Genomic DNA, 25,934 nt, shown 5'->3' with positions numbered 1-25,934 from the left:
GACCTACTTCTGTTTATGCCAATCTTGCAATAACCCGCTGCGTTTCAACTCTTTAGTAATGCGGATCGCCGTTTCCGTTTCACAACCGGCATATTCTGCGATTTCACGGTGCGTCCAGTTATAGTAAGGGAAGTTTTCCGTGAGAAAATAAATGCTGTCGATAACACGATCAAGGGTGCGTAAATAGGCACTTTTTGCCAAGCGTTGTTCCGCTTCTCGCAGTTCATTTGCAAGGGATTGCAACAAAAATTTGCTCATCTGTGGATTTTCTACGAAGAAAGTATCAATGTCTTTGGGCTTAATCCGAATGATCTCTGCTTCAACCAAAACTTTGGCGTTGCAATGGTAGCCATTATCGCCAAACAAAGTTCGATAACCGAAGTAGTCGCCCTTTTGATATAGGCGAACAAGGCTCTCTTTGCCGTTATCTAAGGTGTGATAAAGCCCGATAAGCCCACTATTGACGTAATAAAACTCTTTAGCGGTTTCGCCTTGCTTATATACGGTCATTCCTTTAGTGAAGGAATGAAGATGAGTGAGTTGGCACTGTTTTAAATCGGTTGGATGTAGCAAATTCATAAGCATTTTATTTCCTGACATACCAGAATTTTTATTAATTCATTTAATTATTCTACCCAATATTCAGATTGGAAAAATTTTACATTCCATCAATCATAAATAATAGTATAGAGTTAAAAGCAATATAGGGGCAATGTCCAGTAATTCTACTTCAAAATTAAAGTTCCATATGGAAGGTATTGGAATAGTAGCGCCATGTTCTCCGTAACTCAGCTCATTTATACTTTTCTTGATACAACCACTCTGCTACCTGTTTCGCAAAATAGGTCAAAATCCCATCTGCCCCTGCACGTTTAAAACAGAGCAGTGATTCCATAATGCACTCTTTTTCTTTTAACCAACCATTTTGAATCGCAGACATATGCATTGCATATTCCCCCGATACTTGATAGGCAAAAGTTGGCACACCAAACGTCTCTTTTACACGATAAACTAAATCCAAATAAGGCATACCTGGCTTGACCATCACCATATCTGCTCCTTCTTGAATATCAAGAGCGACTTCGTGCAGACCTTCATTTCCATTTGCAGGATCAAGCTGATAGGTTTTCTTGTTACCACCTTTTAAGTTACCCGCAGAGCCAACAGCATCACGGAAAGGTCCGTAATAGTTTGACGCATATTTTGCAGAATATGCCATAATTTGGGTATTGATAAAACCGTGAGCTTCTAGCGCTTGGCGGATTGCACCAATACGTCCGTCCATCATATCACTTGGTGCGACAATATCTGCGCCTGCTTGTGCGTGAGAAAGCGCTTGCTTCACTAGGATTTCAGTCGTAATGTCGTTTACCACATAACCATCTTCATCAATAATGCCGTCTTGTCCGTGAGTCGTAAATGGGTCAAGCGCCACATCTGTAATCACGCCCAATTTTTCTCCAAAGGCTTGTTTTAACGCTCTTACTGCACGTTGTGCCAAACCGTCAGGATTATAAGCTTCTTCTGCCATCAGTGATTTTTTTGCATCGCCAACCACAGGGAAAAGTGCGATAGCTGGCACACCATATTTGACTAATAATTCCGCTTCAATCAGTAATTGATCTAAGGTTAAACGTTCAACACCTGGCATTGAAGGCACTTTTACACGTTGATTTTCCCCTTCAATGATAAATACAGGGTAAATTAAATCACTCGCAGTTAAGGTATTTTCAGCAACTAGACGGCGACTAAAATCGTGTTTGCGTAAACGGCGAGGGCGGTGAGCTGGAAATGAAGTTGAAAGATATTGAGTCATATAAAATCCTATTTGTAAAAAATGATAGCTTGTATATAGGCAAGGCTATAATAGTGGGCTATTGTAGCAATTTTTTATATAGAGTACAGCTGTCCCATTCTGACTCTACTTTTCCCCCTTGCTTTTTAACAGTAAAACTCGTTAAAATACCACTAGTTATTTTTACAGTGTTTATTCCTATGAATCTCGACCCAATTTGGCTTTATGCAACGATAGCATTACTCTTATTGATCTCACTTTGGCTCTTTTTTAGCTATTCCCGTTCACAACGAGATAGTCAAGAACGACAACAGGCTCTTGAACAATTGCAACAGCAGTTTTCAACGCTCTCGCAAAAATATGAGCAAATTTCCCTTGAAAAAAATCAAGTAGAACAATTTGCTGTTCAGCAACAGACAAAAGCAGAATCAACCCTTGAGCGTTTAAATGAACGAGATTTAGCGATTCAAAAACTTCAGCAACAGCTTGAGCAGGCAGAATTACAGGAAGACCAACTAGAACGTTATATTAATGAATTAAAAGAGCGGATCGGTTCGGCTCAGACTAAAGCGGAAAGTTTGGAAGAACAGTTACAACAAACTCAGTTACAGCTACAACATCAGCAAGCAGAAAGCGGTCAGTTACAGGCTAAATTTTCCCAATCACAGCAAGAATTAACGGAATTACGCACGACACTTTCGGAAAAACAGGCAAATTTTGAAACTCAACAGAAGAATTTCCTAGAAGTCCGCCAGCAGTTAAATGTTGAATTTCAACATCTTGCTCAACAAATTCTGGAAGAAAAGAGTAAATCCTTTTCTGAGAGTAATCAGTCAGCACTCGACTTACTGCTCAAGCCTTTTAAAGAGCAGATCGAAAGTTTCCAAAAACGTGTCAATGAGGTGCATAGTGAAGCAATAAAAGGCAATGCGGATTTAGGGGCTGAGATCAAACGCGTGCTTGAGATTGGGCTGTCAATGTCACAGGAAGCACAAAATCTCACCACGGCATTAAAAGGCAATAATAAAATTGCCGGAAACTGGGGAGAAATTCAGTTAGAAAGTGCGTTACAAACGGCAGGACTTTTGGCTGGGGAACATTATGTCGCCCAAGAGAGCTACCGAGATGAAGAGGGAAAACGCTTTGCTCCTGATTTTGTGGTGAAGTTGCCTGACGATAAGCATTTGATTTTAGACAGTAAAGTTTCCTTGATTGCCTACGATCAAGCGGTACGCTCCGAAGATAATTTTGCAATTCAACAAGCACTTGATGAACACTGCCGTTCACTTCGTACTCACATTGATGGATTGTCTAAGAAAAATTATAGCCAGCTGATTGGGATAAAAAGTCCTGATTTCGTGCTGATGTTTGTGCCGATTGAACCTGCTTATATTGAAGCAATGAAACACGATCCACAGCTCTTTAATTATGGTTATGAACGTAATGTCATTTTAGTTTCTCACACAACGTTAATGCCGATTTTACGCACGGTCGCAAATTTATGGCGAATTGAGCGAGGTAATGCAGAGGCACGAGAGATCAGCGAAAAAGCAGGGGATATTTATAACCAGGTTTGCGTCATTGCAGAGCGTCTTGCTAAATTGGGTAACACCTTGAATACAGCGAGCAATCAATATAACCAAAGTGTAACAGCACTGGTCGGTAAACAGGGATTACTAGGGAAAGTCGAGCGGTTCCAACAGCTTTCCGCTAAAGCACATCAGACAACGCCACAAGTTGAATTACTTGAAACCGATTGGGATACGACTCGTTTACATTTACTGGTTGAAAAACCGATAACACAGGATAATGTTTAATGTTGCTTATTATTGATAATCACGACTCTTTTACTTTTAACCTTGTTGATTTATTACGCAAAATCGGGGTTGAAATGCAGGTGGTGTCGGTGGAAGAGTTAGATTTAGACGATGTGGAACGTTTTAGTCATATTATGATTTCACCAGGTCCTGATGTACCAAGAGCATATCCACAACTATTTGCAATGCTAGAACGTTATCACCAACATAAGTCAATTTTAGGGGTTTGTCTTGGACACCAAACTTTGTGCGAATTTTTTGGCGGTGAACTTTACAATCTTAATCAAGTTCGCCACGGACAGCAACGCCCATTAATTCAGCAACAAGCCAACCCATTGTTTAAAAATTTACCGAAGCAATTCAATATCGGCTTATACCATTCTTGGGCAATTTCGCAAAAATCATTAGAAAACACACCGCTTGTTGCTACTGCAACTTGCGATCAAGGCGTATTAATGGCGGTTAAACATCGCTCTCTTGCGATCTATGGCGTGCAATTTCACCCTGAGTCTTTTATTACGGAATACGGGGAACAGATGTTGAGAAATTGGCTGGGGCATTAATCATACGAAAAAATTTACATTTTCTATCCTTTTGATTTTCTTCCTTTTCTTTTGAGCTTATCAAAGTGATTTCACTCACTTTGATTTTTATCAATCCCCTTTACATTAAAATGCATAAAATACTACATATTGTGTTTTTAATGGCTTAAAACCACAAGATATAGTGGTTATATAATGAAGCAGCTCCGTTTTATTTCAGAACAGATTGTGTGGCAAGAAGTTCCCAATGAAACCTCTTTAGCTTTTCTGATTTCAGGCTGTCCTTTAGGTTGTAAAGGTTGCCACAGCATAGAAAGTTGGAAACTTGGAAGCGGTCAGATTCTCTCAGAAATTTACTTACAACAGCGATTAGCGCAATATCAAGGGCTGATTAGTTGTGTGTTGTTTATGGGGGGAGAGTGGTTGCCTGAATTGTTATTACAACGGTTACGGCTTGTTCGTCAGTCTGGTTTAAAAACTTGTCTTTATACAGGATTAGAGCTTGAGCAACTGCCACAAGAGATTTTAGCAGTGTTGGACTATGTCAAAACAGGTCGCTGGATTGCTGAACTTGGCGGATTAAATTGTATTACCACAAACCAACGATTTATTAATCTTCAAACAGGCGAAGTGCTAAATGCACATTTTAGACAGGATAAACAATGATTAGACTTGAACATTCGCAACTACTCGGCAAATTAAATTTTATCGACCAATACATTCACGCTAAAAATGCAGCGGACGGTTCAAAAATGGACGCCAATGCTAACGTTACCCAAAAGAATTTAGCAACAATGGAACAGGAATTGATGAAGGATTTCTTTGTACAAATCAATCGAGCCAAAGTAAGCGGTAAAATTGCAGAGATTTTTGGTCAATCCCTTGCGGACGAATATCTGCGTCAAATTGAAGCACACGAAATCTATGTTCACGATGAAACCAGTCTGAAGCCTTATTGTGTATCGGTAACACTTTATCCTTTTTTAAGAGACGGTTTAACCAAACTGGGTGGGGAATCTCGAGCACCACAACATCTTGCCTCTTTTTGTGGTTCTTTTATTAACCTTGTCTTTGCGATTAGCTCTCAATTTGCAGGGGCAGTGGCAACTGTCGAGTTTTTGACCTATTTTGACTGTTTTGCTCGTAAGGATTATGGCGATAATTATCTTCAAACACATCAACACGAAATTGCCAACCATTTACAGCAAGTGGTGTATAGCATTAATCAACCTGCTGCCGCTCGTGGTTATCAAAGTGTCTTTTGGAATATTTCCATTTACGACCATTACTATTTTAATGCGATGTTCGGCAATTTTGTTTTTCCTGATCTCACCGCACCGAATTGGCAAACCACATCAGCGTTGCAAGATTTCTTTATGCAGTGGTTTAATCAAGAGCGGACAAAAGCGATTTTAACCTTTCCAGTCGTGACAGCGGCAATGCTGACTGAAAATGGCAAATGCAAAGACAGTGATTTTGCCGATAAAATGGCAAAATCCTTAGCCGAAGGAAATTCCTTCTTTATTTATCAATCGGATAATCCTGATTCGCTTGCATCTTGTTGCCGTTTACGCAATGAAATTGCCGATCACTCCTTTTCTTACTCCTTAGGGGCTGGTGGCGTTGCAACAGGCTCAATTAATGTTATTACACTCAATATGAACCGTTTGGAGCAAGATGGACGAGATTTAGTGACAGAAGTCGGTAAGATCCATCAATATCAATATGCTTACCGAAAGCTAATGGAAGATTATCTCAATGAGGGAATGTTACCTGTTTATGATGCTGGGTTTATCTCATTAGATAAGCAGTTCCTGACAATTGGTATTAACGGAATGGTCGAAGCGGCAGAGTTTCGGGGCATTAAGGTGGGGTACAATTCAGAATATATTGATTTTGTGCGTGAGCGACTATTTGCAATTTATCAAGCCAATCAGACCGCTTGCAAAACCTACGGCGTGAAATTTAATACCGAATTTGTCCCTGCGGAAAATTTAGATACCATAAGACACAACAAATTTTATTTCATAAATGTGTCTAAATTAAATGCTGTCTGTTTTTGCAAAACAGCCTGTGCAATAGTGACTAATTTACGCATTAAAGCCGTGATAATCACCATTTTAGGTTTGCCGCATTCAAGCAATCGCAGCACAAACGAGCGATATACGCTGTTTTTGTAGCTGCCAAAGGCAAAGTTCATTGCAGGGCAAAAGAGTGCCTTACGAATGTCGGATTGCCCGATTTTTGAAATACCAATAACGGTATTTAAACTTTTCCCCGAACTTTTAATCATCGGGGTTAAACCTGCAAAAGTGGCGGCTGCTTTCGCGTTTTTAAAACGATTTCCATCACCTAAATGGGCAATCAGTTGAACGGCGGTTGCAAAGCCAATAGCAGGAATAGTGCAAAGTAATTTTACATTGTTTTTCAATGTATTATCTGCATTAATGCACTGTTTAATTGTTTTTTCCAAAGCCTTAATTTGCGCTTTGATGAAGGCAATCATCTGCTGTGTTGAAGCAATGCAATCGCTGTCAAGCAACATTGTTAGCCGTGTTTTTTCTTGTGCCAACTGTTTTTTCAGGTGGTCAAGTTGGCGATTTTTACGCAACAATTCCCGTTGAGCAGGTGAAATTGGCTGATAAATCGGTAATTTATGACGCTTTTCATCGGCATAATCAGCAAGCATTTTTGCGTCGATTTTGTCGGTTTTAGAGCGTAAATTATCGGTTTTCGTGAAATTTGCACTGCATTTAGGGTTAATCACGCTAACGGTGATTTGCTGTTGGAACAGAAAATCTGCCAAAGCTTCGTGATAAATATTGGTGGCTTCCATCACGCAGTGAAAAGTTTCACCAAATGTATTGAGCCATTGCATAAGTGATTGAAATCCTTCTGGATTATTTTTAAACACTTTATGCTTATGTTTGCCATTTTGTAATTTAATGGCAACATCAAATTTAGCTTTGGCAATATCAATGCCAACGTAATATAATGGGTTATCCATTTGACCTCCAAACCTTGTGAATGCGGGCTACGGAAAACGTGCCTGAGATACCATTCGGGGTGATAGTGGATGAGAAAGTAGGCTTATATCTACACTACGTGCTTAATGGCACAAGGGGCGAAGCAACTCTACTTTCTCTATAACCCCATTATGAAGGTACTCGTAATGGGGTTTTCTTTTGCCCATATTCTAATACAAGGGGTGAAGAATGCGAAGTGGGATAAAGAAGCGGGCTATGTTGTACCGAGAGAGTGCTATAACTCTTATTTTTATGTGGTGGAAGATGAACAAATCAATGCGTTAGATAAATTCCTATTACACGGAAAAGCGTTGGTTGAATACCTTGATGGCGGTTCAGCATTACATCTGAATTTAGAAGAAGCCCTGAGCCAGCAAAGCTACCGCTCACTATTGGACATTGCGGCAAAAACGGGCTGTAACTATTTTTGTATCAATGTGAAAATCACCTTATGTAACACCTGTGACCATATTGATAAACGCACCCTTTCACAATGTAGCTGTTGCGGTTCTAAAGACATCGATCACGCCACTAGAGTTATCGGTTATTTAAAAAGGATTTCATCTTTTAGCTCAGCCCGTCAAAAAGAGCAGGCGTTAAGGCATTATCATCGCCAAGCGGCATAATAAAAGGGGCGTATGCCCCTGATATTAATGAACCTTTGGTTTTTCCGCCATTTTAGGTTTGGCGAAATGGCTATGTAAAAAGAGTGTGACGACTCGCAGATACTCAATAATTTCTTCGCCTGAGTCAAGCAATTCATCATTTTTATCTTCTTCACTATAACCTAATTTGGCGATTTCATCTAAATCATCAATGGCTTCACCAACTTCGTCAGTTTCTTGCTGCAAAGTGGGCTGTGCTAAACCTAACCCAAGTAAAAAATGCCCAGTCCATTCTGCAATACCATCTGCCATTGCAAAACCATCTTCTTCATTTAACCATAATGAAAAGAGTGTGTTAGCTTCATCAAAACTATCGCTAAGTTGTTGATAAAACTCGGTTAATTTTGCAAGTGGAGCTTGAGAAAATGCGTGTCCATCATTGGTAAATTGATAGGTTAATGTTTTCCAAGACTCATCTTGAATACCGCCAGCGATTAATCCGCTTAAAAAACCGTGAAATTCAGCAGGGGTATAGTCGATATGTAACTCAGAAATGAGTTGTTTAAAGTCGTTTGATTGTGAAATTGCCATATTAGATTATTTGTGATTTGTTCAAAGGGTGGCATAATAGCAAAAATTTTTGTGTTCGTAAGGATTTCTCAACAATGTCGAAAAATAACATTGAATTATCGCTCTTTGGACAAGTGCTACGTTTATACTGCCCGCCAGAACAACAAGAAGCGTTATTGGCTTCAGCCAAGCGGTTAGAAGATCGAGTTGCAGTGCTAAAAGAGCAATCTGGTATTATTCAGCTTGAAAAAGTGTTGTCGATCGTTGCCTTAAATCTCAACTATGAATTAGAACAAGAACAACGCAAAAATGCTGAAAACAAAAATGTGTTAATGGCGTGCGTAGAGCAACTAGATAGTTCTCTTGCAAAATTCCAATCTAGTGGGATGGATTCGGTTTCTGTTGGTCAAGAAAATAACGAATAAAGCGAATTTCTATGATTTTATTGATCTGAACACTAGGAAAAATTAGCAAATTCCGTTAGTATTCTCTTTGCCTGAGGTGTGCGTTGTTAGTTACGTCCCTGAGCCGATATTTAAAACACTTTGAGTTGAGCTCTTATATTGTTGGTGAGCAGGCTCGTTTACGAGAAGCCTAAAAACGATAATGTTCGACTCCCTTGGACCGTCTGGTTCAAGGACCACAACTGATGACGGCACTTCGGGTCTTTTTTATGAACGATATTTCTCCACTTTCTATAAGCGAACAACGCTATCAACTTCGCAAGCAGATGCGAGCCAAACGTCTAGCCTTAACCGCTGATGAACAAGCCTTTGCGGCACAAGATATTATCCTAAAATCATTAGAACTCATTGAACGTTATTCCGCTCAACATATTGCCTTTTATTTGCCATTTAACGGTGAAATCTCACCGCTTGCGTTAATGGATAGACTTATCAAACAAGGCAAAAAAATCTATCTTCCCGTGCTACACCCCTTTTCAGCCAACCAACTGCTTTTTCTCCAATATCAAGGGGAAGCACAGTTAGAACGAAATCGCTTTGGGATTTTGCAACCGAAATTAGATGTACGAAATGTGTTGCCACTCAATGAGTTAGAGATGATCTTCGTCCCACTGGTTGCCTGTGACACACAAGGCAATCGGCTGGGAATGGGTGGCGGCTTTTACGACCGCACCCTTTCTCAAGCTAAACAGTTAATCAGCGTTGGGTTGGCTCATCAATGTCAGCAGTTGGAGTATTTGCCGTTGGAGAGTTGGGACGAGCCGTTGGATTATGTGGTGGTAGGAAATCAAGCCTAAAACCGTTTTTCCACCGTCAAAAACCATTCTCCAGTTTTTCTTGAATAGAAATCAGGCATATTGCTTCGAATTTTCACATAACTAAAATTCAGCTTCGGCATTAACCCTTTCCAAGTCCATTGTTTATTCCACAATGACCAATTCGCCCGATATTCATTATCGACACGCTTATAGCCGTAAAGGTAATGTTTCCCTTCAAAATTGCGTTTGGCATAGCCTCCGCTGAGTTCGCTGCCCCAATTTTTCCAACGGTAAATAACACCAAGCGTTCCCCCAATTTTATGGGAAGAAGAGGCTTTTTCTTTAGTTTGATCTCGATTAGCTTCAATACTTGCAAAAATTTGCCAAGATCTGACCGCTTGCCAACGTAATGTCAAAGCGCCACTGTTTTGAAAACCATTATAACGGCTGGCAGTTAAACTATCGTGATAACGTTTTTGACTATGCGTTAAACGAGAGGATACGATCCATTTTTGCGTTAAGTAGCGATAACCGTGCAATGTTGTACCGAATTGTCTGCTATAACGTGGGCTACCTAACCAATTTTGTTCAATAAAAGGTGTAACGCCTAAGCCCATTTTGGCATTGCGATATTGATAGCCCAAACTAAAACGGAGCGATTGTTCGCTGTAATCCTGATTATCCCAGTAGTAAACCCCGCTGTAATGAACTGAGCCGTTAAGATAGTGATTACCTGCTAAGTTATGAGCTTTTGACACGCCAATACCGTAACGAAAACCTTCCGCTGATTGCGGTAAAGCGGTTTTATCTTTGACAAATTGCCGTCCATTGATATTTACCACAGACGAAGAGGAAGCATTATTTACATTATCGGTACGCACATATTGTAGGCTGAAATCTGGTTGCCAACTCTGCTCTTCCGCCATTCTAGCCAAATAACGTTCGGTCAGCTGCTGCATTGGCAGGGCTAAATTTGCTTTCGCCATTGTAAGTTGTTCGGTAGCTTGGCGGTATTGTTGATTTTCGTAAAGCATTACTCCTAAATCAAAACGAGGGTAAGCCAATGTTGGCTGTTGCGCTAAAACCGCTTGATAATGTTCAATCGCCTCAGGATAACGTTGCTGCCCGTAATAAAATGCCCCTAAAGCATAATGAACAAGGGTTATATCGTAATGAGATTGTTGTTGATAAGCCTGTAACAATGTCGGTAAACGCTGCCACTGTTGTTCGATAATCGCTTGGTTTATTTGAGCTTCAAGGCTCTGCGGATTAGGCAATGACAAAACGGCTTTTGGGGAAGCGGTCAGATCCGCCGATTTTTTTGCAAATTTTTGCTCAAAACCGACCGCTTGTGACAATCGTTCAAAGCTCACAGGATCAGCAAAAGGATTTGCCAAAAGTATCGGACTTACAAATAAAAGAATAAAAGGAAATTGAGATGATTTCATAAAATGTAGGTCGGGCATTTATGCCCGACAAATGGTTATTGATTGGGGTGTCGGGCATAAATGCCCGACCTACAATATCAAATTATTTTTGGATTTCGCCGCGAGTGCCTGCTAAGCCGTAGTTATTACCATCTAATGACATTTTACCGCCAATTTCTTCAGCGTTTGGTCCAAAGAAGCTTAAGTTATATGAACCGTTAGTAAATGATTCTGTAGATGCTTGACCAGATAAGGAGCCTCTCCCACAATTTGTGTAAATACCTGTTTCTGAGATAATACATTCAGACACAGGTATTTTATTATGAACGAAAAACAACTTCACGCCTTGGAAGCGGAATTTGCCAAAAACCTAAAAACACCAGAAGACCTCAATCAATTTTCACGGATGCTCAAGAAAATCACCGTCGAGGCTGCGTTAAATGATGAACTGACCGACCATCTTGGTTATCTAAAACGAAGATTCAGCTTTGCATTGTGCATTTAGTGCGTAACAGCTTGAAATTCGTTTCGTGGAAAGATTACAAAGCCGTCACCGCAGATTTAAAGCAGGTTTATCAGGCCCCGACGGAAGTACAAGCTCGTGAAAATCTGACCGCACTTTCGCAAAAATGGCAGGCAAAATACCCGCTTGTGGCGAAAGGCTGGGAAGATAACTGGGCAAATATTGCCACATTTTTTGATTATCCGGCTGATATTCGTAAAGCGATTTATACCACGAATGCCGTGGAATCGCTTAATAGCGTGATTCGTCGCGTGATTAAAAAACGAAATGTATTCCCGACGGATGATTCAGTTTTCAAAGTGATTTGGCTTGCGATTAAAGATGCACCAAAAAAATGGACAATGCCGATTCAGAACTGGAAACTGGCGATGAATCGATTTATGATTGATTTTGGTGATCGTCTAGGCGATCACCGTTAAGTTGAAATGGGTGTTTACACAGAATTTGGGATAGGGTCAATTTTAACAATCAAAGGCAGTCACGAAAGCGATGTATCGCTTGCCCTTGAGCGTAATATTCCAAAGGAAAATATCAAAAAACGCCTTGAAGAAGCAACCAAGCGTAGAAGTACACTGGCAACTTTAACAAGTGCGGTGAACGCCGAAGAAACCGCAATTACCGCAGAAGTCGGAGCGGAGGCAGCTCGAATTTCCGCACGCAGAAAGCTCATTCCAATTCATTACGAATACCTGTTTAAAGACTGGTTAGTGTTGATTGCAGGGGAAGAAGAGTTAGAGCCAATCATTCAGCAACGCATTGCCGAAGAAGAACAGAGAGAGGCGGAAATTAAAGCCAAGGCAGAACAAGAGGCTAAAGCAAAAGCTGAGGCGGAAAAAGTTCAAGCGGAGGCAAAAGCTATTGCAGATGAAATGGCACAGCAACAAGCGGTCGAAAATCCACAGGATTTTGCAAAAACGGAAACCACAGAGCCTTTAGGGGATTTTGTGATAACCATTCGATTAAATCAAACCATTCAATCCCACGCTGTTAATATTGCTCGTGAGCTTAAAGGGAGATTTGGGGATTGTGTTTCACTTAATAAAGCAAAATAAGGATAAATTATGACAACAAACTTACCATCCAACATTCAAACCGCACTTTCTGAACGTGGCATAGATTATGCAATATGGAATACGTTACAAAACAGTATTTTCCCTGGTGCGAAAGACGAAAGTATTTTACTTGCGATTGATTATTGCAAGGCTCGTAAAATGGATATTCTCAAGAAACCTTGTCATATTGTGCCAATGAGCGTAACGGATGCAAAAACAGGAGAAAAAAATGGCGTGATGTAATTATGCCGGGTATTTATGAACAACGAATTACAGCATTTCGTACCGGGCAAATGGCAGGACAAGATGATCCTGTATTTGGCGATACTATAGAATATCTTGGTGTGAATGCTCCTGAATGGTGCAAAGTAACTGTTTATCGTTTTGTTAATGGTGAACGTTGTGCATTTTCTCATACTGAGTATTTTACTGAAGCCTGTGCAATAACAGAAATATGGAAAGACAAACAACGAACAGGAAAATATAAAGTTAATTCAATGTGGACGAAACGCCCTCGAGGGCAGCTTGCTAAATGTGCTGAAGCGGGTGCATTGCGTAAAGCATTTCCTGATGAATTGGGCGGTGTAATCACTGCTGATGAGATAACTGAAGAGCCTATTAATCCAGCTTCACCACAACAAACCGTAATCGATGTAGATGGCGTTGTTAGGATCGCTGATGAACAACGCCAACAACTCGATCAACTTATCCAAATTACACAAACCGATGTCGCCAAAGCTATTGCGTACTATGGTGTAAACAGCCTTGATCAACTACCGAAAGACAAAGCTGAACATTTAATCAAAATCTTGAATGAGCGTGTTGATAAATTACAGGCACAAAGCGAAAACCTAGGGGAAAATATACCGTTATGATAGAAAACCTGATCACACTCAACTGTGAGCAAGGCTCAGAAGAATGGCTTACCGCACGATTAGGTATTCCCACTGCAACAGGGGTGTCAAATATCGTCACCCCAAGCGGTAAAAAATCAAGTGCGTGGACAAGCTACCTTGCCGAACTTGTCGCAGAAAGCATTGAGGGCTTAACGGAAGGCTTTAAATCCAGCGATATGTTGCGAGGTAATCAGCTTGAAGAACAAGCAAGAATGGCGTATGAGTTCGCCACAGGCAATGATGTCGTTCAGGTTGGTGGTGTATATCGTAATGCCGACAAAGATATGATGGTAAGCCCAGATGGACTTATCCCAACCTTACGAAAAGGCTTAGAAATTAAATGCCCCAAAATGAAAACCCACATCAAATATATCATTGAGGGCGTGGTACCCAGTGAGTACATCATACAGGTACAAGTCGCCTTATGGGTTACGGGGTATGACAGTTGGGATTTTGTCAGCTACTGCCCCGAATATCAAAAACAAACGCTTTTTATCCACACCGAAAACCCCGATCCTGTGTTGATGAAAGCCTTTGATAAGTACATTCCGCAATTTATTGAAACGCTGAAGGCGTTGAAAGTGAATTAATGGCAACGCCCTTGATTTTGAGGGCGTTTTAATAAAGGGCATTACGCCCCTTTCTGCGATTGCTTAAACAGCTCAACGGCTTGAGCAATTAACAATCCTTGAGAGATACCGCACTGTTTGGCCAACAACTCAATTTCAGCCACCAACGCTTGCGGAAGTTTATAGGTTTTGGCTTGCATCCCCTTTTTTGCATCACTGCGAGCCACAATCTCACTTCTTGACAATGCCATAATAAATCCTTAATATCAGTTTTGAAGAGCAGGGAGATTTCTCCCCCTGCTTAGTTCATTCAACTTAGTATGCTGGGGAGCTAATTACTAAGAGAATGATAACTAGGATAATGCGGTAAAGCATATGTTATCCCTCCAAAAGTTGGGTTAGATTTAAGGTCAGACCCAGCTCGTTTTCAGCACCATTGCTGAAAACAAGTGCATTATAGATTAGTGTACTAACAAAATCAAGAAGTTTTAAGAAAAGCCATCGTTTTTACGGTGGCTTTTTTATTGCAACATTTTCACGAAAACCAACCGCTTGTAGCAATACAGGCGGTTTTTTATTGCAAGGAGATTAAAAATGACAGAACAAACTACACAAAAGAAATACGAACTACTCAAAGATGACACAGTAGAACATTTCGGCAGAACGCTCTATCGAATTAAAGCACTTATTACATTTGGTTTAGTTGGAGCAGGCCAATTAGGCGGCTATATCGAAACCGAAAAGAATTTAGATCATAGCGGTAATGCTTGGGTGTACGATAATGCTCTGGTGTACGGTGACGCTCGGGTGTACGGTAATGCTTGCGTGTACGATAATGCTCTGGTGTACGGTGACGCTCGGGTGTACGGTAATGCTCAGGTGTACGGTAATGCTCGGGTGTTCGGTAATGCTTGGATGTGCGGTAACGCTCGGGTGTACGCTGACGCTTGGGTGTACGGTAACGCTCGGGTGTACGGTAATGCTCGGGTGTACGGTGACGCTTGCGTGTACGGTGACGCTTGGGTGTACGGTGATGCTCTGGTGTACGGTAACGCTCGGGTGTTCGGTAATGCTTGGGTGAGATCTTTTGCAGTTATCTCTGAACGGAAAATGATTTTTTGGGCAAGTAATGTTGGTTCAGAAAATGGAACGCTTACGGTCTCTAATGGAAAATTTGGGTTAATTGTTACTCGTGGTTGCTTTACAGGCACGGTGGACGAGTTTTTATCAAAATCAAAAGAAGTCCACGACGACAAGACCCATCACGAATACAAACTACTGATCGAAGTTGCTCAAAGTAGAATTCTTAACTAACTCGATTGACCAAAGGAACCACTATGAAAACCCTCAATCCTTTCAAACTGCGTAAGCAGTTAAACTATTATGTAACACTCTGCTCACGGCAAGCCCTTGCCGTTATTCGAGCAAACGAACACATTTCAGAACTTGTCGCACAGAATTTCAAACAACAGCAAGAACTCGAACAACTCAAGGCTAAAGCAGAAAGCCTAGTCAAAGTATTAGAGTTTGAGAAATTTAACGTCCGCCGCTACGAAGAAATCGAAAAAGTCGTAACACACGGGCAGGGGTTTAATTTTTAACAGGAGAAAAAACCTCCCCTACTTCCCCCGATACAACGCACATAAAGCCTTGATCGCCTGTGGACGAGAAACACCCATTTCAGCACAAATGGCATCAAATTCATCGGCAACTTCCGAAGGTAATTGCATTAAAATACGGCGTGCCTTACCTTCTGCTAAGGCTTTATCATTTAATCGGCGTGAAGTTTCCGCACGAAGTTTACGAGAATGTTCTGTTTGAGCGTTTGCCATTTTTATTACCTTTGGTTGATTTTTAAAACTGAAGTTGTTATATTAGGAGCCGTTGGGGGACACTCTCACATATCCCCCGCAGGGTTATCCATTAACTAGTAAGCATTTGAGCTTACCACTAACAAGATAACTAGGATTGCGATTTTCCAAAACATAATCCTAGCTCCTTTTTTAAAGGCCCGATTTCAGTCGGGCTTCTTATTTTCAGAACCATTCCGAAAACAAGTTCATTATATAAATAATAAAAACAAAATACAAGCATTATTTATATAATTTATTGATATTGACACCCACCGCCAATTAGGATTAAGATAACCGCACTTTCAAGCCGTATTTTACGGCTTTTTTATTACAAGGATTTTAAAATGGCATTAAAATATCAACCTAAAGAAAAAGCCGTTGTAATGTGCGATTTTTCGGGTTTTATTGCCCCTGAAATGGTGAAAACTCGTCCTGTTGTCGTTATATCAAAGCACAAGAAAAATAGCGAATTGGTTACCATTGTGCCATTAAGTACTACCAAACCAGAGCCATTAGAGCCCTATCACTACCCAATGCCTAATAACCCGTTACCTGATAAAAGCAATATTCAATGTTGGGCTAAATGTGATATGGTTTATACAGTATCATTATCAAGATTAGATCGTTATAAGCTAAAAAAACGTGAATATGTCGTACCTGTGATCGATGATGAAGATTTTGCAAATATCAAAAAAGCAGTTGCTAAAGCCTTAAAGTTAAGTTAAATTAACAGTGAACCCGAAAGGGGCTTGTAAAACCAAGCTGAAAAATGTTTGGTCGATTAAGCAAAGCGATAACAAGCTAACTTAATCGTGAAGTGGGGAGCTAAAAGGCTCCCCTTTGTTTTATCTAGTATTGACACCCACCGCCCTTTGATTTAAGATACCCCCACTTTCAACAGAAAGTGCTTTTTTAAAATACAGAACGTGACAGGGCTTGCATTTGCAGGCTTTTTTTGTGTGTGGCTTAATAACTTTAATTTAGGAAATCAATATGAAAATGACAAAACATCAATGCATTGCCAATTTCTTTATTGGTTTTGGTTCTATGTTCAATATCGCCCCATTATTTGCTTCAATTGATATCGGTTCTCCACAAGATGACTTAAAAAATATGCAGAATGATTTTAGGCAGCTTGGCGATGATTTACGAAAAGGGATAGGAGAAGTTGTTAATGCACAGCGAAAATAAACAAGAAATCGTCGAAGTTGTTACTAAAGACCCAGAATTACTTGCTGAAGTTATCAATACCGATGCAGCACAAACAATCATTGTTCAACAAGCAATGTCTTTACACCACGGTCCACTGCCACCAGCAAGAGAAATGGCAGAATATGCCAAGCATATTCCTAACTTTGGCGACAGAGTGATGACTTATGCCGAACAGGCAAAAAATGAACGTTTTGAATTAAATAAAACCTCACTAAAACAAAAATCACTCGGTTTATGGTTTGGTATGTTGAGTGTTGTTATTGTAGCAGGCTTCTGTTTTTATCTTGTTTCACAAGGTCACCCAGGATTAGCTGCAACAGTAATGATTAGTGTGTTGGCGACTATTGCAGGGGTGTTTGTGATCGGCAAAAAAATTGAAGCACCAAAGTCAAATAACACCGAAGAAAATAATAATTGATTTTAAAAGCCTGCACCACGCAGGCTTTTTTATTGACACCGTCACCCAATTCAGTTTAAGATACCCCCACTTTCAACAGAAAGTCGGGATCGCAGTCCTGAATATCCAAGAGCGGTGAAAAATGATAGTCGCTCAAAGCGACTTTTTTTATAGCCGAAATCTAGTCAAATCAAACCTTTCAAAGGTCCCCCCAAATTGGGGAACCCCTTTAAAAGTAGTCAATGATGGGCTGGTTAAGGAGATCGAAAGATCTGCCGTCTTCCTTGTGTAACGGTTACTGCAAACCTTAGCCAGTTCATCACCAGTTATTGCAGTAGCTTGTGATGAGTTTTAAAACAAACACAAGGAACAATAAAATGACTACATTAACATTTCAAAACACTACTCTTTCGGTTATCAATAAAAACAACCACACATTCTTAACAGCAAACGATTTAGGTACAGCATTAGAATACGCTGATCCTACAAAAGCAATCGTAAAAATCTACGACCGCAACGCAGACGAATTTACCGCAGAAATGACCGCACTTATCGAACTGCAAACCGCAGGCGGAAAACAACAAGTTCGCGTCTTCTCTTTGCGTGGAGCTCACCTTATCGCAATGTTCGCCCGCACCAAAGTCGCCAAAGATTTTCGCAAATGGGTGCTGGATATTCTTGATCGTGAAATTTCGCAAAATGAACAACAAATCGCACCGCTTACAATCACCCCTGAGCAACAACGAGCTATACAGGAAGCGGTACAACAGGCTCACTATCGAACAGGATTACACTGGCAAGAAATCTACTCTCGGCTCAAAAGCACTTTTAACGTAGCGAAGTATGACCAACTACCGCAAACAATGTTTGAACGCGTTATCAACTTCTTAAACACACTCGGCAATCAATACCGCCCGATTGACCGCAGTAAAAAAGACATCACCATTGCAGGTTTAGATGCAGAACAAATTGCCAAATACCTAGTAAGAGCAAGAGCTTTTGCAAAAGAAGTAGAAGTATTCCATCGCAAATTGCATGAAGATTTAGGCATTTCTCGCTATGTTAAAAACGATATTGCAGGAAAAGCCTACAACATCGCACACGAGTTTAACGTGTGGCTTGACCCATTCATTGAGCAAGCCCTACCCCAGCTTAATCAACAACGATTAACAAACTTTTAACCACAACCAACCGCTCTTTATGGGCGGTTTTATTTTATGGATCAACGAACAAGCCTAGCGAAAGCTAGGTTTTTTATTGGGTAAAAAGAATGACACATATAGAACACTTAACAATTAACCAAGTCGCCAAAGAGTTAAATTGCCACCCAAATACCGTCCGCCAGCATTTGGCAGATTGGGGATTTTTTAAAATGGCAGGATCTAAAGTTTGGCGGGTTAAACGTTCAGATCTTGACCGAGTAAAAAAAACAAGCGAATAATGACCGTGGGGTATCTCTGTCGGTCGAGGAGAAAAGAAAATGTCGATCTACAGACGAAAAGCAAACGGTCCGTGGTGGGTTGATATCACAACCCCAAACGGCAAGAGAATTAAGAGAAGCACTCGCACGTTTGTAAAACGTGAAGCACAGCAGTATCACGACAAACTCAAGCAAGAAATGTGGGCAGAAGATAAGCTCGAAACAAAGAGAAAATACATCTTCGAAGATGCTTTATTACATTATGTCCGTTCCGCTGAAGAATTAAAGGATAAAGCCACGAAAAAGCGACACGCAGAATACTGGCTCTCTAAATTCGCAGGGCGAGAACTCAGCTCTTTAACAGCACAAGAAATTATCTTAAATATCCCAAAAAAGAATGCGAATACTAAGAACCCATTATCTCATAGTACGCAAAACAAGTATGTAAAATCTTTATTGAGAGTATTAAATATCGCTCATAAGCTCGGTATGCTGGATTCTGTGCCATATATACAGAAAAAGAAAGAACCGCCAATTCGAGTGCGTTGGATCACGAAACAACAAGCAAAACAGCTCATAGATAAATTAAGTTCAGACTGGATGAAATCTATCTGCAAATTTGCCTTGATGACGGGAGCAAGACGCACAGAGATTTTAACAATAACTTGGGATAAGATAGATTTTGAAAGGAAAGTAGCAATCGTGACTAATGATGTTGCAAAGTCAGGTAAGGCACGATCGCTATTATTGAACCAAGAAGCCATAAAACTTCTTGAGTCTATCCGCAACCGCCATTCTAAATATGTATTTGTGGGCAGAAACGGCAATCCTTTACAGGATATTAACCGAAAAGCATTTAATTTGGCTACAAAAAAATGCTTATTAACTGATTTCCACTTTCACGATTTAAGGCACACTTGGGCGAGTTGGCACGTTCAAGCAGGAACACCACTTTTCACATTAAAAGAATTAGGCGGTTGGGAAACCTTAGAAATGGTTAAAAAGTATGCTCATTTAAATGCAGATCATTTACTGGAACACGCAAACAAGGTCGAAATTTACGGTACATTTACGGAACATTCGCAAAATGAACCACGATTAAGATTAGTTGCATAGTTTGTAAGTGATTGATTTTAAAATAATTTAATGGCACGCCCTAAAGGATTCGAACCTTTGACCCACGCCTTAGAAGGGCGTTGCTCTATCCAGCTGAGCTAAGGGCGCATTGCACTATGATAAGATAGTAGTTTGAAAACGATAGAATGGTCGGCGAGATAGGATTTGAACCTACGACCCACTGGTCCCAAACCAGTTGCGCTACCAAGCTGCGCTACTCGCCGCCTTGTCTTGAAAAAAGGTGCGTGCTATTATAAAAATTTTATTATTAAGGTCAATAAGTTTTTAAGTAATTGCAATTAAATGTTCGTTCTTTAAACATCTTCAAGATTAATGCTTACTAAAAAGCAATTTTTTTGAGAGAATACCGAATGTATATTGTCAATTACATAGGGAAAATTAGTCATGTCCGCACAAATTATTTCGGGTAATAAACTTGCACAACAAATTAAAACTCAAATTTTTGAACACATTGCGTCTTACGTGCAACAAGGATACCGTGCTCCTGGTTTAGCCGTCATTCTCGTTGGCTCAGATCCCGCTTCACAGGTATATGTTGGGAGTAAACGTAAAACATGTGCGGAATTAGGAATTTATTCTGAATCTTATGATTTACCTGCAGACACAACGGAAACACAACTGCTCTCTTTAATCAACAAATTAAACAATGATGAAAAAATTGATGGTATTTTAGTTCAGCTCCCTCTTCCCGAGCATGTTGATACAACAAAAATCATTGAAGCCATCTCTCCAGATAAAGATGTCGATGGTTTTCATCCCTATAATGTTGGGCGTTTATGCCAACGTATTCCAACATTAAGAGCTTGTACCCCTTATGGTGTAATGAAGCTCTTAGAAACAACAGGGGAGAATCTTTATGGAAAACATGCCGTTATCGTTGGAGCATCCAATATTGTTGGGCGTCCAATGGCATTGGAACTATTACTAGGAGGCTGTACTGTCACTATCACTCATCGTTTTACAAAGAATCTAGAAAATCATGTACGCCAGGCCGATTTATTAGTAGTCGCAGTTGGACAGCCTAATTTAATTCCTGGGGAATGGATTAAAGAAAATGCCATAGTGATTGATGTGGGCATTAATCGTATTGGGGGAAAATTGGTAGGAGATGTTGAATATGAAGCGGCTTCCCAAAAGGCAAAATTCATTACTCCAGTACCAGGTGGTGTTGGACCAATGACCGTTGCTATGTTAATGCAAAATACGCTTCTAGCTTATCAACGACATATCAACCCCTAATTCCTCTTTTCAAACTGGGAATACTGGTTAAACTAAATTGATTTATTAAGAATATATTCATATTGAACTCATAATAGATTTGCTAAACTACAGCACTCTGTTGAGAGTGAAGGTTAGAGAGGAGAAATTGAAAGGCTTAGCTATCAGAATTGCATGTGGGATTGCATTATTGCTGTGGGCATGGGATATGGTATTTCCTTGGCAACAAGCAATGCAGGCAGAAGAAAATCGTTATACGCAGATCCAACAACGTAAAATACTGAAGGTGGGAATGATTAATCACCCCATCTCTTATTTTGAGGGAGCAGAAGGAACCGCAGGGATAGAATATGAGCTTGCTAAAGCGTTTTCTGAATATTTAGGTGTCGGGTTAGAAGTTAAAAACTACAATAATAGCGAACAATTATTTAATGGTTTGAAACTCAATGAAATTGATATTGCCGCTGCAGGATTGCTATATCAATTAGAAAATGCAGATAAATTCCAAATTGGTCCAAGTTATTATTCTGCCTCATGGCAGATTGTGTATAAAAAAGGAAGTCAGCGCCCTTACAGCATTGGTGATTTAAAAGATGAATTACTAATCCCTGCAGGTTCAGCTGTTATTCCAATTTTAACAACATTGCAAGAACAGTACCCCTCATTGAAATGGAAAGTAACAGACAATTTCACTCAAGAGGAATTATTAATACAAGTAGCCGATGGCAAAATTCCTTATACTGTAGCCGTGTCTATTGATGTCTCAGCTGCACAACATATTAAACCTGATGTTGCCGTTGGATTTGATTTAACCGATGAGGAGCCTGTTGTATGGTATTTACAAAATAGCGGGTATAGTGAACTGCAAGCTGCCGTATTAAGTTTTATGGATAATGCGAATGAAACAGGCTTAATAGCAAGAATTGAGGAAAAATATTTCAATTATTTAAATCGCTTTGACTATGTGGATAGCCAAAGCTATTTAAAAGCTATCGACACTGTTTTGCCTAAATATTTACATTTATTTGAAAAATACCGAGGAATATTAGAATGGCAGATGCTTGCGGCCATTGCTTATCAAGAGTCTCATTGGGATCCTACGGCAACATCACCAACAGGGGTGAGAGGCATAATGATGCTCACTAAAGATACCGCAGAAAGGATGAATGTAACAGATCGTATTAATCCTGAACAAAGTATTAAAGCTGGTTCAGAATATCTACATTTATTAATGAATCAGCTACCTCAAAGTATTGCATCGGAAGATCGTATTTGGTTTAGCTTGGCGGCATATAATATGGGAATGGGACATTTGATTGATGTGCGGCGTTTAACTAAACAACTTGGAGGAAATCCAGATAATTGGCTTGATGTAAAGAAAAATTTGCCTCTACTTGCTAAAAAACATTACTATACTCAACTAAAATACGGATATGCTCGTGGATTTGAAGCCTTTCAATATGTAGAAAATATCCGACGTTATTACAATAGCTTGATCAATCATCAGAGAGTGAAAGAGCAAGAAATATCAAACTCAAATAACACACAGGAAATCATAAAAATCAATTAAAAATAGAGTAAATAAGGAGTATTTATGATAAAACGTAAATTGAAACAGCGTGTTAAACGCTTAACTATCAGTAAATATCGCCGAATTTTGCAAGCTCATCGTTTAAAATCTTGCATCGCACAACGGCGCCGCATTGGCTTTGTGATATTAGGTCAGCAACATTGAAAATATAGAACTCTAGAAGAGCTCTACATGAATGACTCTTTACTATACATAAATAGGCATCTGATTACTTATGAAATCAAATGCCTATTATTTAGCAATTCTAAATGAACTCTTTATTTGGAACAGCGACTCTTCCAAATATAATACCCATTCACACACACCACAAAGATATTTAATCCTGTTACAGGGAATGAATTAATCAAAATACCATAAATCACGAAACATACAGCACCAAGTGCATTCACTAAACGAAGTTTTACTACGTCTTTTAATAAGAAAGAACCTGCGACTAAAATCATTGCAACATAGCCTAAAATTTCGATTGCGTTCATTTTATTTGTATCCTCTATTATTTGAAAAATCTACTGCTTATTCTACCGCTTATTTTTTCTCTTGTCGGCAACCCATTGAAAAGCAAAGGTTTGCGTGAAAAAATTTACAAAAATCTATTTTTTTACTGTTTTTTTATCTGAAATAGCGTACAATGCGAAACATTGTTGTACTAGTAAAATAGTATTTTTAAGATGGATTCCTTACTTCAATTTTTGACGACTTATTTCACCAATGTTACTTGGATAGGGGCTTTAGAGCTGGGCTTGATTTATGCTTTAGTTGCTCTAGGGGTGCTGATTTCGTACAAAATTCTAGATTTCCCAGACTTAACCGCTGATGGCTCTTTTCCTTTAGGTGGCGGTGTTTGTGTGCTTTGCATTTTGCATCATATCGATCCTTGGATCGCCACGTTGTGCGGAATGTTGGCTGGTGCTGTTGCAGGTATGATTACAGCAAGTCTGCATATTGGTTTTAAAATCGAAAAATTGTTAGCCAGCATTTTGATGATGATTGCACTTTATTCGATCAATTTACGAATTATGGGATCGCCTAATGTTTCTTTGCTGGGCGAAGCGACGATTTATGATGCGATAACTGCTGAAGATGATGTTCAATTAGCAATGGTGCGACTGTTAATGGCAATTTTTGTGGTGATTATTGCTAAGTTGATTTTCGATCTTTTCTTTGCGACACAAATTGGTTTAGCTGTGCGTGCTACAGGGACAAATCCCCGTATGGCAAAAGCTCAAGGTATTGCAATTAATAAGATGACCTTGCTTGGTATGGCTATCTCTAATGGATTGATCGCATTAGCAGGCTCGCTTTATGTACAGAGTAACGGTGGCTTTGATATTTCGATTGGGGTCGGTACTATCGTGATCGGATTGGCTGCAGTGATTATCGGTGAAGCGATTTTCTCTGCAAAACGTATTATTTGTCTAACTGCTGCGGTAATTATTGGCTCTATTCTTTATCGCTTTTTCATTGCATTAGCCTTAAATAATGAAACGCTAAGTGGTATCGGTTTTGGACCTCAAGATCTTAATTTAATCACAGCATTATTGGTTGTAGCGGTTCTTGCGTTACCTAAATTCAAGCACAAATTCACAGCAAAAAGAGGTCGATAATGATTGAGTTGAATAATCTATTTATTACGTTCAATAAAGGCACTGTGATTGAAAATCCTGTACTACGAGGATTGAGCCTGAATGTTGCCGAAGGGGAATTTGTATCGGTAATTGGCAGTAATGGGGCAGGAAAATCGACCTTACTTAATGCCATCAGTGGCGATTATCCAATAGATAGCGGTGAGATTTTTATTCAAGGTAAAGAAGTCAGTAAATTGACTAGCTGGCAAAGAGCTAACCAAGTTGCCCGTGTTTTCCAAGATCCAATGACAGGAACTTGCGAAACCTTAACCATTGAAGAAAATATGGCTTTAGCTTATCAACGAGGTCAAAAACGAGGGTTAGGTTTTGCACTGAACCGCCAAGTCAGAGAGCTATTCAAAGAGAAATTATCCTTACTTGGATTAGGCTTGGAAAATCGCTTGACTGACCAAATGGGCAGATTATCAGGGGGGCAACGCCAAGCGGTTAGTTTATTAATGGCATCGTTGCAACCTTCAAATATTTTACTGCTTGATGAACATACTGCAGCACTTGACCCGAAAACGACCGCTTTCGTGTTAGAATTAACGAATAAAATTGTTAGAGAGCAAAAACTCACTACGTTAATGGTGACGCACTCAATGCGACAAGCCCTAGATTATGGGGATAGAACTGTAATGTTGCATCAAGGTCAGGTGGCTTTTGATGTGGCGGGCGATGCCCGCAAGAAGATGGATGTACCAGATTTATTGCGTCTATTTGAGCAAAGTCGCCACGAGAAGTTGAGTGATGATGGGTTGTTGTTATAAACTCTTTTTATATGGCGAAGGTAAATTGTATTATCCAAAGTAGTTTATTGTGTTATTTGACGATCGCCATAATGTGACCATAAAAGGAGAAGGCTCTAGTGAATAAAAATATCAAAGTCCCTTCAACACATTCACCATTTCAATCGCACCTAACGCACATTCTGAGCCTTTATTGCCAGCTTTTGTGCCTGCACGTTCGATAGCTTGTTCGATATTTTCAGTGGTTAATACGCCGAAAATAACGGGAACACCGGTTTGTAAGCTCACCGCACCAATGCCTTTTGCGGCTTCGTTACACACATAATCATAGTGCGTGGTTGAGCCACGGATTACTGTGCCTAAGCAGATTACTGCATCATACTTACCGCTTTCCGCCATTTTTTTCGCAACCAACGGAATTTCAAATGCTCCTGGCACCCAAGCGGTATCAATATCGCTTTCGCTTGCACCGTGGCGAACGAGTGTATCAATCGCACCGCTTAACAGTTTGTCGTTGATAAAATCGTTAAATCTCGCACACACAATGCCGAATTTTAACTCTGTTGCCACTAAATTACCTGTGATAATTGCCATTTTTGCTTTTCCTTATATTGAATGTAGATTCCCCTCTCCCGTTTACGGGAGAGGGTGGAGAAAATTCGAAGAATTTTCGGAGGGAGAGGGCTTT

General features: G+C 39.9%; 33 protein-coding genes, 2 tRNA genes, 1 other RNA gene and 3 pseudogenes. 27 read left to right on the top strand and 12 right to left on the bottom strand.

What is annotated here, in order from left to right:
• Positions 1–3 precede the first annotated feature (3 nt).
• Positions 4–585 (bottom strand): Crp/Fnr family transcriptional regulator, encoded by a 582-nt coding sequence (locus J1G47_RS02580; protein WP_005713104.1) that lies wholly within the window; start codon positions 583–585, stop codon positions 4–6.
• A gap of 208 nt (positions 586–793) precedes the next feature.
• Entirely contained in the window at positions 794–1,816 is a 1,023-nt protein-coding gene (hemB, locus tag J1G47_RS02575; protein WP_010786187.1) for a porphobilinogen synthase, read from the bottom strand.
• A gap of 179 nt (positions 1,817–1,995) precedes the next feature.
• Here hemB and rmuC point away from each other — a divergent pair, with 179 nt between their 5' ends.
• The 4 genes and pseudogenes from rmuC to nrdD (J1G47_RS02555) form a co-directional block, all read left to right on the top strand.
• On the top strand, positions 1,996–3,612 hold the full coding sequence (rmuC, locus tag J1G47_RS02570; RefSeq protein WP_207326739.1) for a DNA recombination protein RmuC: 1,617 nt from the start codon (positions 1,996–1,998) through the stop codon (positions 3,610–3,612).
• Positions 3,612–4,175, top strand: a complete 564-nt coding sequence (locus tag J1G47_RS02565; RefSeq protein WP_005713111.1) for an anthranilate synthase component II — start codon at positions 3,612–3,614, stop codon at positions 4,173–4,175. Before rmuC ends, J1G47_RS02565 begins: the two co-directional genes overlap by 1 nt.
• A 174-nt stretch (positions 4,176–4,349) precedes the next feature.
• Positions 4,350–4,820, top strand: coding sequence for an anaerobic ribonucleoside-triphosphate reductase activating protein (gene nrdG, locus J1G47_RS02560; RefSeq protein ID WP_075620722.1), 471 nt, complete (start codon positions 4,350–4,352; stop codon positions 4,818–4,820).
• Positions 4,817–6,151, top strand: a pseudogene (gene nrdD, locus J1G47_RS02555) (anaerobic ribonucleoside-triphosphate reductase); the annotation flags it as partial. The gene nrdG and the pseudogene nrdD (J1G47_RS02555), both read left to right, overlap by 4 nt.
• Positions 6,152–6,174: 23 nt before the next feature.
• Here the strand turns inward: nrdD (J1G47_RS02555) and J1G47_RS02550 are convergent.
• Complete coding sequence (locus J1G47_RS02550) at positions 6,175–7,161, bottom strand: IS110 family RNA-guided transposase (protein WP_005714908.1); 987 nt, start codon at positions 7,159–7,161, stop codon at positions 6,175–6,177.
• A 198-nt stretch (positions 7,162–7,359) separates the two neighbouring features.
• Here J1G47_RS02550 and nrdD (J1G47_RS02545) point away from each other — a divergent pair.
• A pseudogene (nrdD, locus tag J1G47_RS02545) lies at positions 7,360–7,806 on the top strand (anaerobic ribonucleoside-triphosphate reductase); the annotation flags it as partial.
• Between the two features lie 24 nt (positions 7,807–7,830).
• Here the strand turns inward: nrdD (J1G47_RS02545) and J1G47_RS02540 are convergent.
• Positions 7,831–8,376 (bottom strand): UPF0149 family protein, encoded by a 546-nt coding sequence (locus tag J1G47_RS02540; RefSeq protein ID WP_075592571.1) that lies wholly within the window; start codon positions 8,374–8,376, stop codon positions 7,831–7,833.
• Positions 8,377–8,450: 74 nt separating this feature from the next.
• On the opposite strand from J1G47_RS02540, the gene J1G47_RS02535 reads away from it, so the two are divergent.
• The 3 genes from J1G47_RS02535 (at position 8,451) to J1G47_RS02525 (ending at position 9,616) form a co-directional block, all read left to right on the top strand.
• Positions 8,451–8,780, top strand: a complete 330-nt coding sequence (locus tag J1G47_RS02535) for a cell division protein ZapA (protein WP_005713118.1) — start codon at positions 8,451–8,453, stop codon at positions 8,778–8,780.
• Positions 8,781–8,845: 65 nt separating this feature from the next.
• Positions 8,846–9,026: non-coding RNA, 6S RNA (gene ssrS / locus J1G47_RS02530), on the top strand.
• Positions 9,027–9,028: 2 nt separating this feature from the next.
• Entirely contained in the window at positions 9,029–9,616 is a 588-nt protein-coding gene (locus tag J1G47_RS02525) for a 5-formyltetrahydrofolate cyclo-ligase (protein ID WP_041603256.1), read from the top strand.
• Here the strand turns inward: J1G47_RS02525 and J1G47_RS02520 are convergent.
• Both J1G47_RS02520 and J1G47_RS02515 read right to left on the bottom strand, forming a co-directional pair.
• Positions 9,613–10,974: a surface lipoprotein assembly modifier gene (locus J1G47_RS02520; RefSeq protein ID WP_234822183.1), complete on the bottom strand. Its 1,362-nt coding sequence runs from the start codon at positions 10,972–10,974 to the stop codon at positions 9,613–9,615. The two genes, J1G47_RS02525 and J1G47_RS02520, sit on opposite strands and share 4 nt — an antisense overlap.
• A 133-nt stretch (positions 10,975–11,107) precedes the next feature.
• Positions 11,108–11,314, bottom strand: coding sequence for a factor H binding protein domain-containing protein (locus tag J1G47_RS02515; protein WP_131266089.1), 207 nt, complete (start codon positions 11,312–11,314; stop codon positions 11,108–11,110).
• 12 nt (positions 11,315–11,326) lie between these two features.
• On the opposite strand from J1G47_RS02515, the gene J1G47_RS02510 reads away from it, so the two are divergent.
• From J1G47_RS02510 to J1G47_RS02490, 6 genes and pseudogenes are all read left to right on the top strand, one after another.
• A complete protein-coding gene (locus J1G47_RS02510; RefSeq protein ID WP_035499627.1) occupies positions 11,327–11,509 on the top strand; it encodes a hypothetical protein in 183 nt (60 codons plus the stop codon).
• Positions 11,476–11,946, top strand: a pseudogene (locus J1G47_RS02505) (transposase); the annotation flags it as partial. The gene J1G47_RS02510 and the pseudogene J1G47_RS02505, both read left to right, overlap by 34 nt.
• A gap of 6 nt (positions 11,947–11,952) precedes the next feature.
• Positions 11,953–12,579, top strand: a complete 627-nt coding sequence (locus J1G47_RS02500; RefSeq protein WP_207326737.1) for a hypothetical protein — start codon at positions 11,953–11,955, stop codon at positions 12,577–12,579.
• Between the two features lie 9 nt (positions 12,580–12,588).
• Positions 12,589–12,822, top strand: a complete 234-nt coding sequence (locus tag J1G47_RS12000; RefSeq protein WP_021115185.1) for a recombinase RecT — start codon at positions 12,589–12,591, stop codon at positions 12,820–12,822.
• 2 nt (positions 12,823–12,824) lie between these two features.
• On the top strand, positions 12,825–13,454 hold the full coding sequence (locus J1G47_RS02495; protein WP_269152141.1) for a recombinase RecT: 630 nt from the start codon (positions 12,825–12,827) through the stop codon (positions 13,452–13,454).
• Entirely contained in the window at positions 13,451–14,065 is a 615-nt protein-coding gene (locus J1G47_RS02490; protein WP_010786200.1) for a YqaJ viral recombinase family protein, read from the top strand. Before J1G47_RS02495 ends, J1G47_RS02490 begins: the two co-directional genes overlap by 4 nt.
• Positions 14,066–14,106: 41 nt before the next feature.
• Here J1G47_RS02490 and J1G47_RS02485 read toward each other — a convergent pair whose 3' ends face one another.
• Positions 14,107–14,295 carry a hypothetical protein gene (locus J1G47_RS02485; RefSeq protein ID WP_010786201.1) on the bottom strand — a complete coding sequence of 63 codons (189 nt, stop codon included), beginning with the start codon at positions 14,293–14,295 and terminating at the stop codon, positions 14,107–14,109.
• A 343-nt stretch (positions 14,296–14,638) separates the two neighbouring features.
• Between J1G47_RS02485 and J1G47_RS02480 the strand changes: the two genes are divergently transcribed.
• Both J1G47_RS02480 and J1G47_RS02475 read left to right on the top strand, forming a co-directional pair.
• Complete coding sequence (locus J1G47_RS02480) at positions 14,639–15,358, top strand: polymer-forming cytoskeletal protein (RefSeq protein ID WP_207326736.1); 720 nt, start codon at positions 14,639–14,641, stop codon at positions 15,356–15,358.
• A 23-nt stretch (positions 15,359–15,381) separates the two neighbouring features.
• Entirely contained in the window at positions 15,382–15,645 is a 264-nt protein-coding gene (locus tag J1G47_RS02475; protein WP_005712171.1) for a hypothetical protein, read from the top strand.
• 18 nt (positions 15,646–15,663) lie between these two features.
• Here the strand turns inward: J1G47_RS02475 and J1G47_RS02470 are convergent, their stop codons facing one another.
• Entirely contained in the window at positions 15,664–15,876 is a 213-nt protein-coding gene (locus J1G47_RS02470; RefSeq protein ID WP_010786204.1) for a ribbon-helix-helix protein, CopG family, read from the bottom strand.
• Positions 15,877–16,241: 365 nt separating this feature from the next.
• On the opposite strand from J1G47_RS02470, the gene J1G47_RS02465 reads away from it, so the two are divergent.
• The 6 genes from J1G47_RS02465 (at position 16,242) to J1G47_RS02440 (ending at position 20,042) form a co-directional block, all read left to right on the top strand.
• Positions 16,242–16,622, top strand: a complete 381-nt coding sequence (locus tag J1G47_RS02465) for a type II toxin-antitoxin system PemK/MazF family toxin (protein ID WP_005712166.1) — start codon at positions 16,242–16,244, stop codon at positions 16,620–16,622.
• Positions 16,623–16,890: 268 nt separating this feature from the next.
• A complete protein-coding gene (locus tag J1G47_RS02460) occupies positions 16,891–17,088 on the top strand; it encodes a hypothetical protein (protein ID WP_015939642.1) in 198 nt (65 codons plus the stop codon).
• The gene (locus tag J1G47_RS02455; RefSeq protein ID WP_015939641.1) at positions 17,072–17,527 is read left to right on the top strand and encodes a hypothetical protein; all 456 of its coding nucleotides are present in this window, start codon (positions 17,072–17,074) and stop codon (positions 17,525–17,527) included. Before J1G47_RS02460 ends, J1G47_RS02455 begins: the two co-directional genes overlap by 17 nt.
• A gap of 356 nt (positions 17,528–17,883) precedes the next feature.
• Entirely contained in the window at positions 17,884–18,687 is an 804-nt protein-coding gene (locus J1G47_RS02450; RefSeq protein ID WP_010786205.1) for a BRO family protein, read from the top strand.
• Between the two features lie 89 nt (positions 18,688–18,776).
• Positions 18,777–18,947, top strand: coding sequence for a helix-turn-helix domain-containing protein (locus J1G47_RS11730; protein WP_005712162.1), 171 nt, complete (start codon positions 18,777–18,779; stop codon positions 18,945–18,947).
• Positions 18,948–18,986: 39 nt separating this feature from the next.
• Complete coding sequence (locus J1G47_RS02440; RefSeq protein ID WP_010786206.1) at positions 18,987–20,042, top strand: tyrosine-type recombinase/integrase; 1,056 nt, start codon at positions 18,987–18,989, stop codon at positions 20,040–20,042.
• Positions 20,043–20,073: 31 nt separating this feature from the next.
• On the opposite strand, the gene J1G47_RS02435 is transcribed toward J1G47_RS02440, so the two are convergent.
• Positions 20,074–20,150 (bottom strand) — tRNA-Arg (locus J1G47_RS02435).
• 39 nt (positions 20,151–20,189) lie between these two features.
• Positions 20,190–20,266: transfer RNA gene (locus J1G47_RS02430), tRNA-Pro, on the bottom strand.
• Positions 20,267–20,447: 181 nt separating this feature from the next.
• Between J1G47_RS02430 and folD the strand changes: the two genes are divergently transcribed.
• From folD to J1G47_RS02415, 3 genes are all read left to right on the top strand, one after another.
• The gene (gene folD / locus J1G47_RS02425) at positions 20,448–21,302 is read left to right on the top strand and encodes a bifunctional methylenetetrahydrofolate dehydrogenase/methenyltetrahydrofolate cyclohydrolase FolD (protein WP_010786207.1); all 855 of its coding nucleotides are present in this window, start codon (positions 20,448–20,450) and stop codon (positions 21,300–21,302) included.
• 127 nt (positions 21,303–21,429) lie between these two features.
• Positions 21,430–22,851, top strand: coding sequence for a membrane-bound lytic murein transglycosylase MltF (gene mltF, locus J1G47_RS02420; protein WP_010786208.1), 1,422 nt, complete (start codon positions 21,430–21,432; stop codon positions 22,849–22,851).
• Positions 22,852–22,875: 24 nt separating this feature from the next.
• Positions 22,876–23,016 carry a hypothetical protein gene (locus tag J1G47_RS02415; RefSeq protein ID WP_005712155.1) on the top strand — a complete coding sequence of 47 codons (141 nt, stop codon included), beginning with the start codon at positions 22,876–22,878 and terminating at the stop codon, positions 23,014–23,016.
• Between the two features lie 113 nt (positions 23,017–23,129).
• Here J1G47_RS02415 and J1G47_RS02410 read toward each other — a convergent pair whose 3' ends face one another.
• On the bottom strand, positions 23,130–23,348 hold the full coding sequence (locus J1G47_RS02410) for a YgjV family protein (RefSeq protein WP_005712153.1): 219 nt from the start codon (positions 23,346–23,348) through the stop codon (positions 23,130–23,132).
• Positions 23,349–23,540: 192 nt separating this feature from the next.
• On the opposite strand from J1G47_RS02410, the gene J1G47_RS02405 reads away from it, so the two are divergent.
• Both J1G47_RS02405 and J1G47_RS02400 read left to right on the top strand, forming a co-directional pair.
• On the top strand, positions 23,541–24,476 hold the full coding sequence (locus tag J1G47_RS02405; protein WP_207326735.1) for an ABC transporter permease: 936 nt from the start codon (positions 23,541–23,543) through the stop codon (positions 24,474–24,476).
• Positions 24,476–25,267, top strand: coding sequence for an ABC transporter ATP-binding protein (locus tag J1G47_RS02400; protein ID WP_062924291.1), 792 nt, complete (start codon positions 24,476–24,478; stop codon positions 25,265–25,267). The genes J1G47_RS02405 and J1G47_RS02400 overlap by 1 nt, the downstream gene beginning before the upstream one ends.
• A gap of 111 nt (positions 25,268–25,378) precedes the next feature.
• On the opposite strand, the gene ribH is transcribed toward J1G47_RS02400, so the two are convergent.
• Positions 25,379–25,840, bottom strand: coding sequence for a 6,7-dimethyl-8-ribityllumazine synthase (gene ribH, locus J1G47_RS02395; RefSeq protein WP_010786211.1), 462 nt, complete (start codon positions 25,838–25,840; stop codon positions 25,379–25,381).
• Positions 25,841–25,934 lie beyond the last annotated feature (94 nt).

The organism is Glaesserella parasuis (genome assembly GCF_017352235.1).
Taxonomy (GTDB): domain Bacteria; phylum Pseudomonadota; class Gammaproteobacteria; order Enterobacterales; family Pasteurellaceae; genus Glaesserella; species Glaesserella parasuis.
This window is presented reverse-complemented; position numbering and strand designations above follow the sequence as displayed.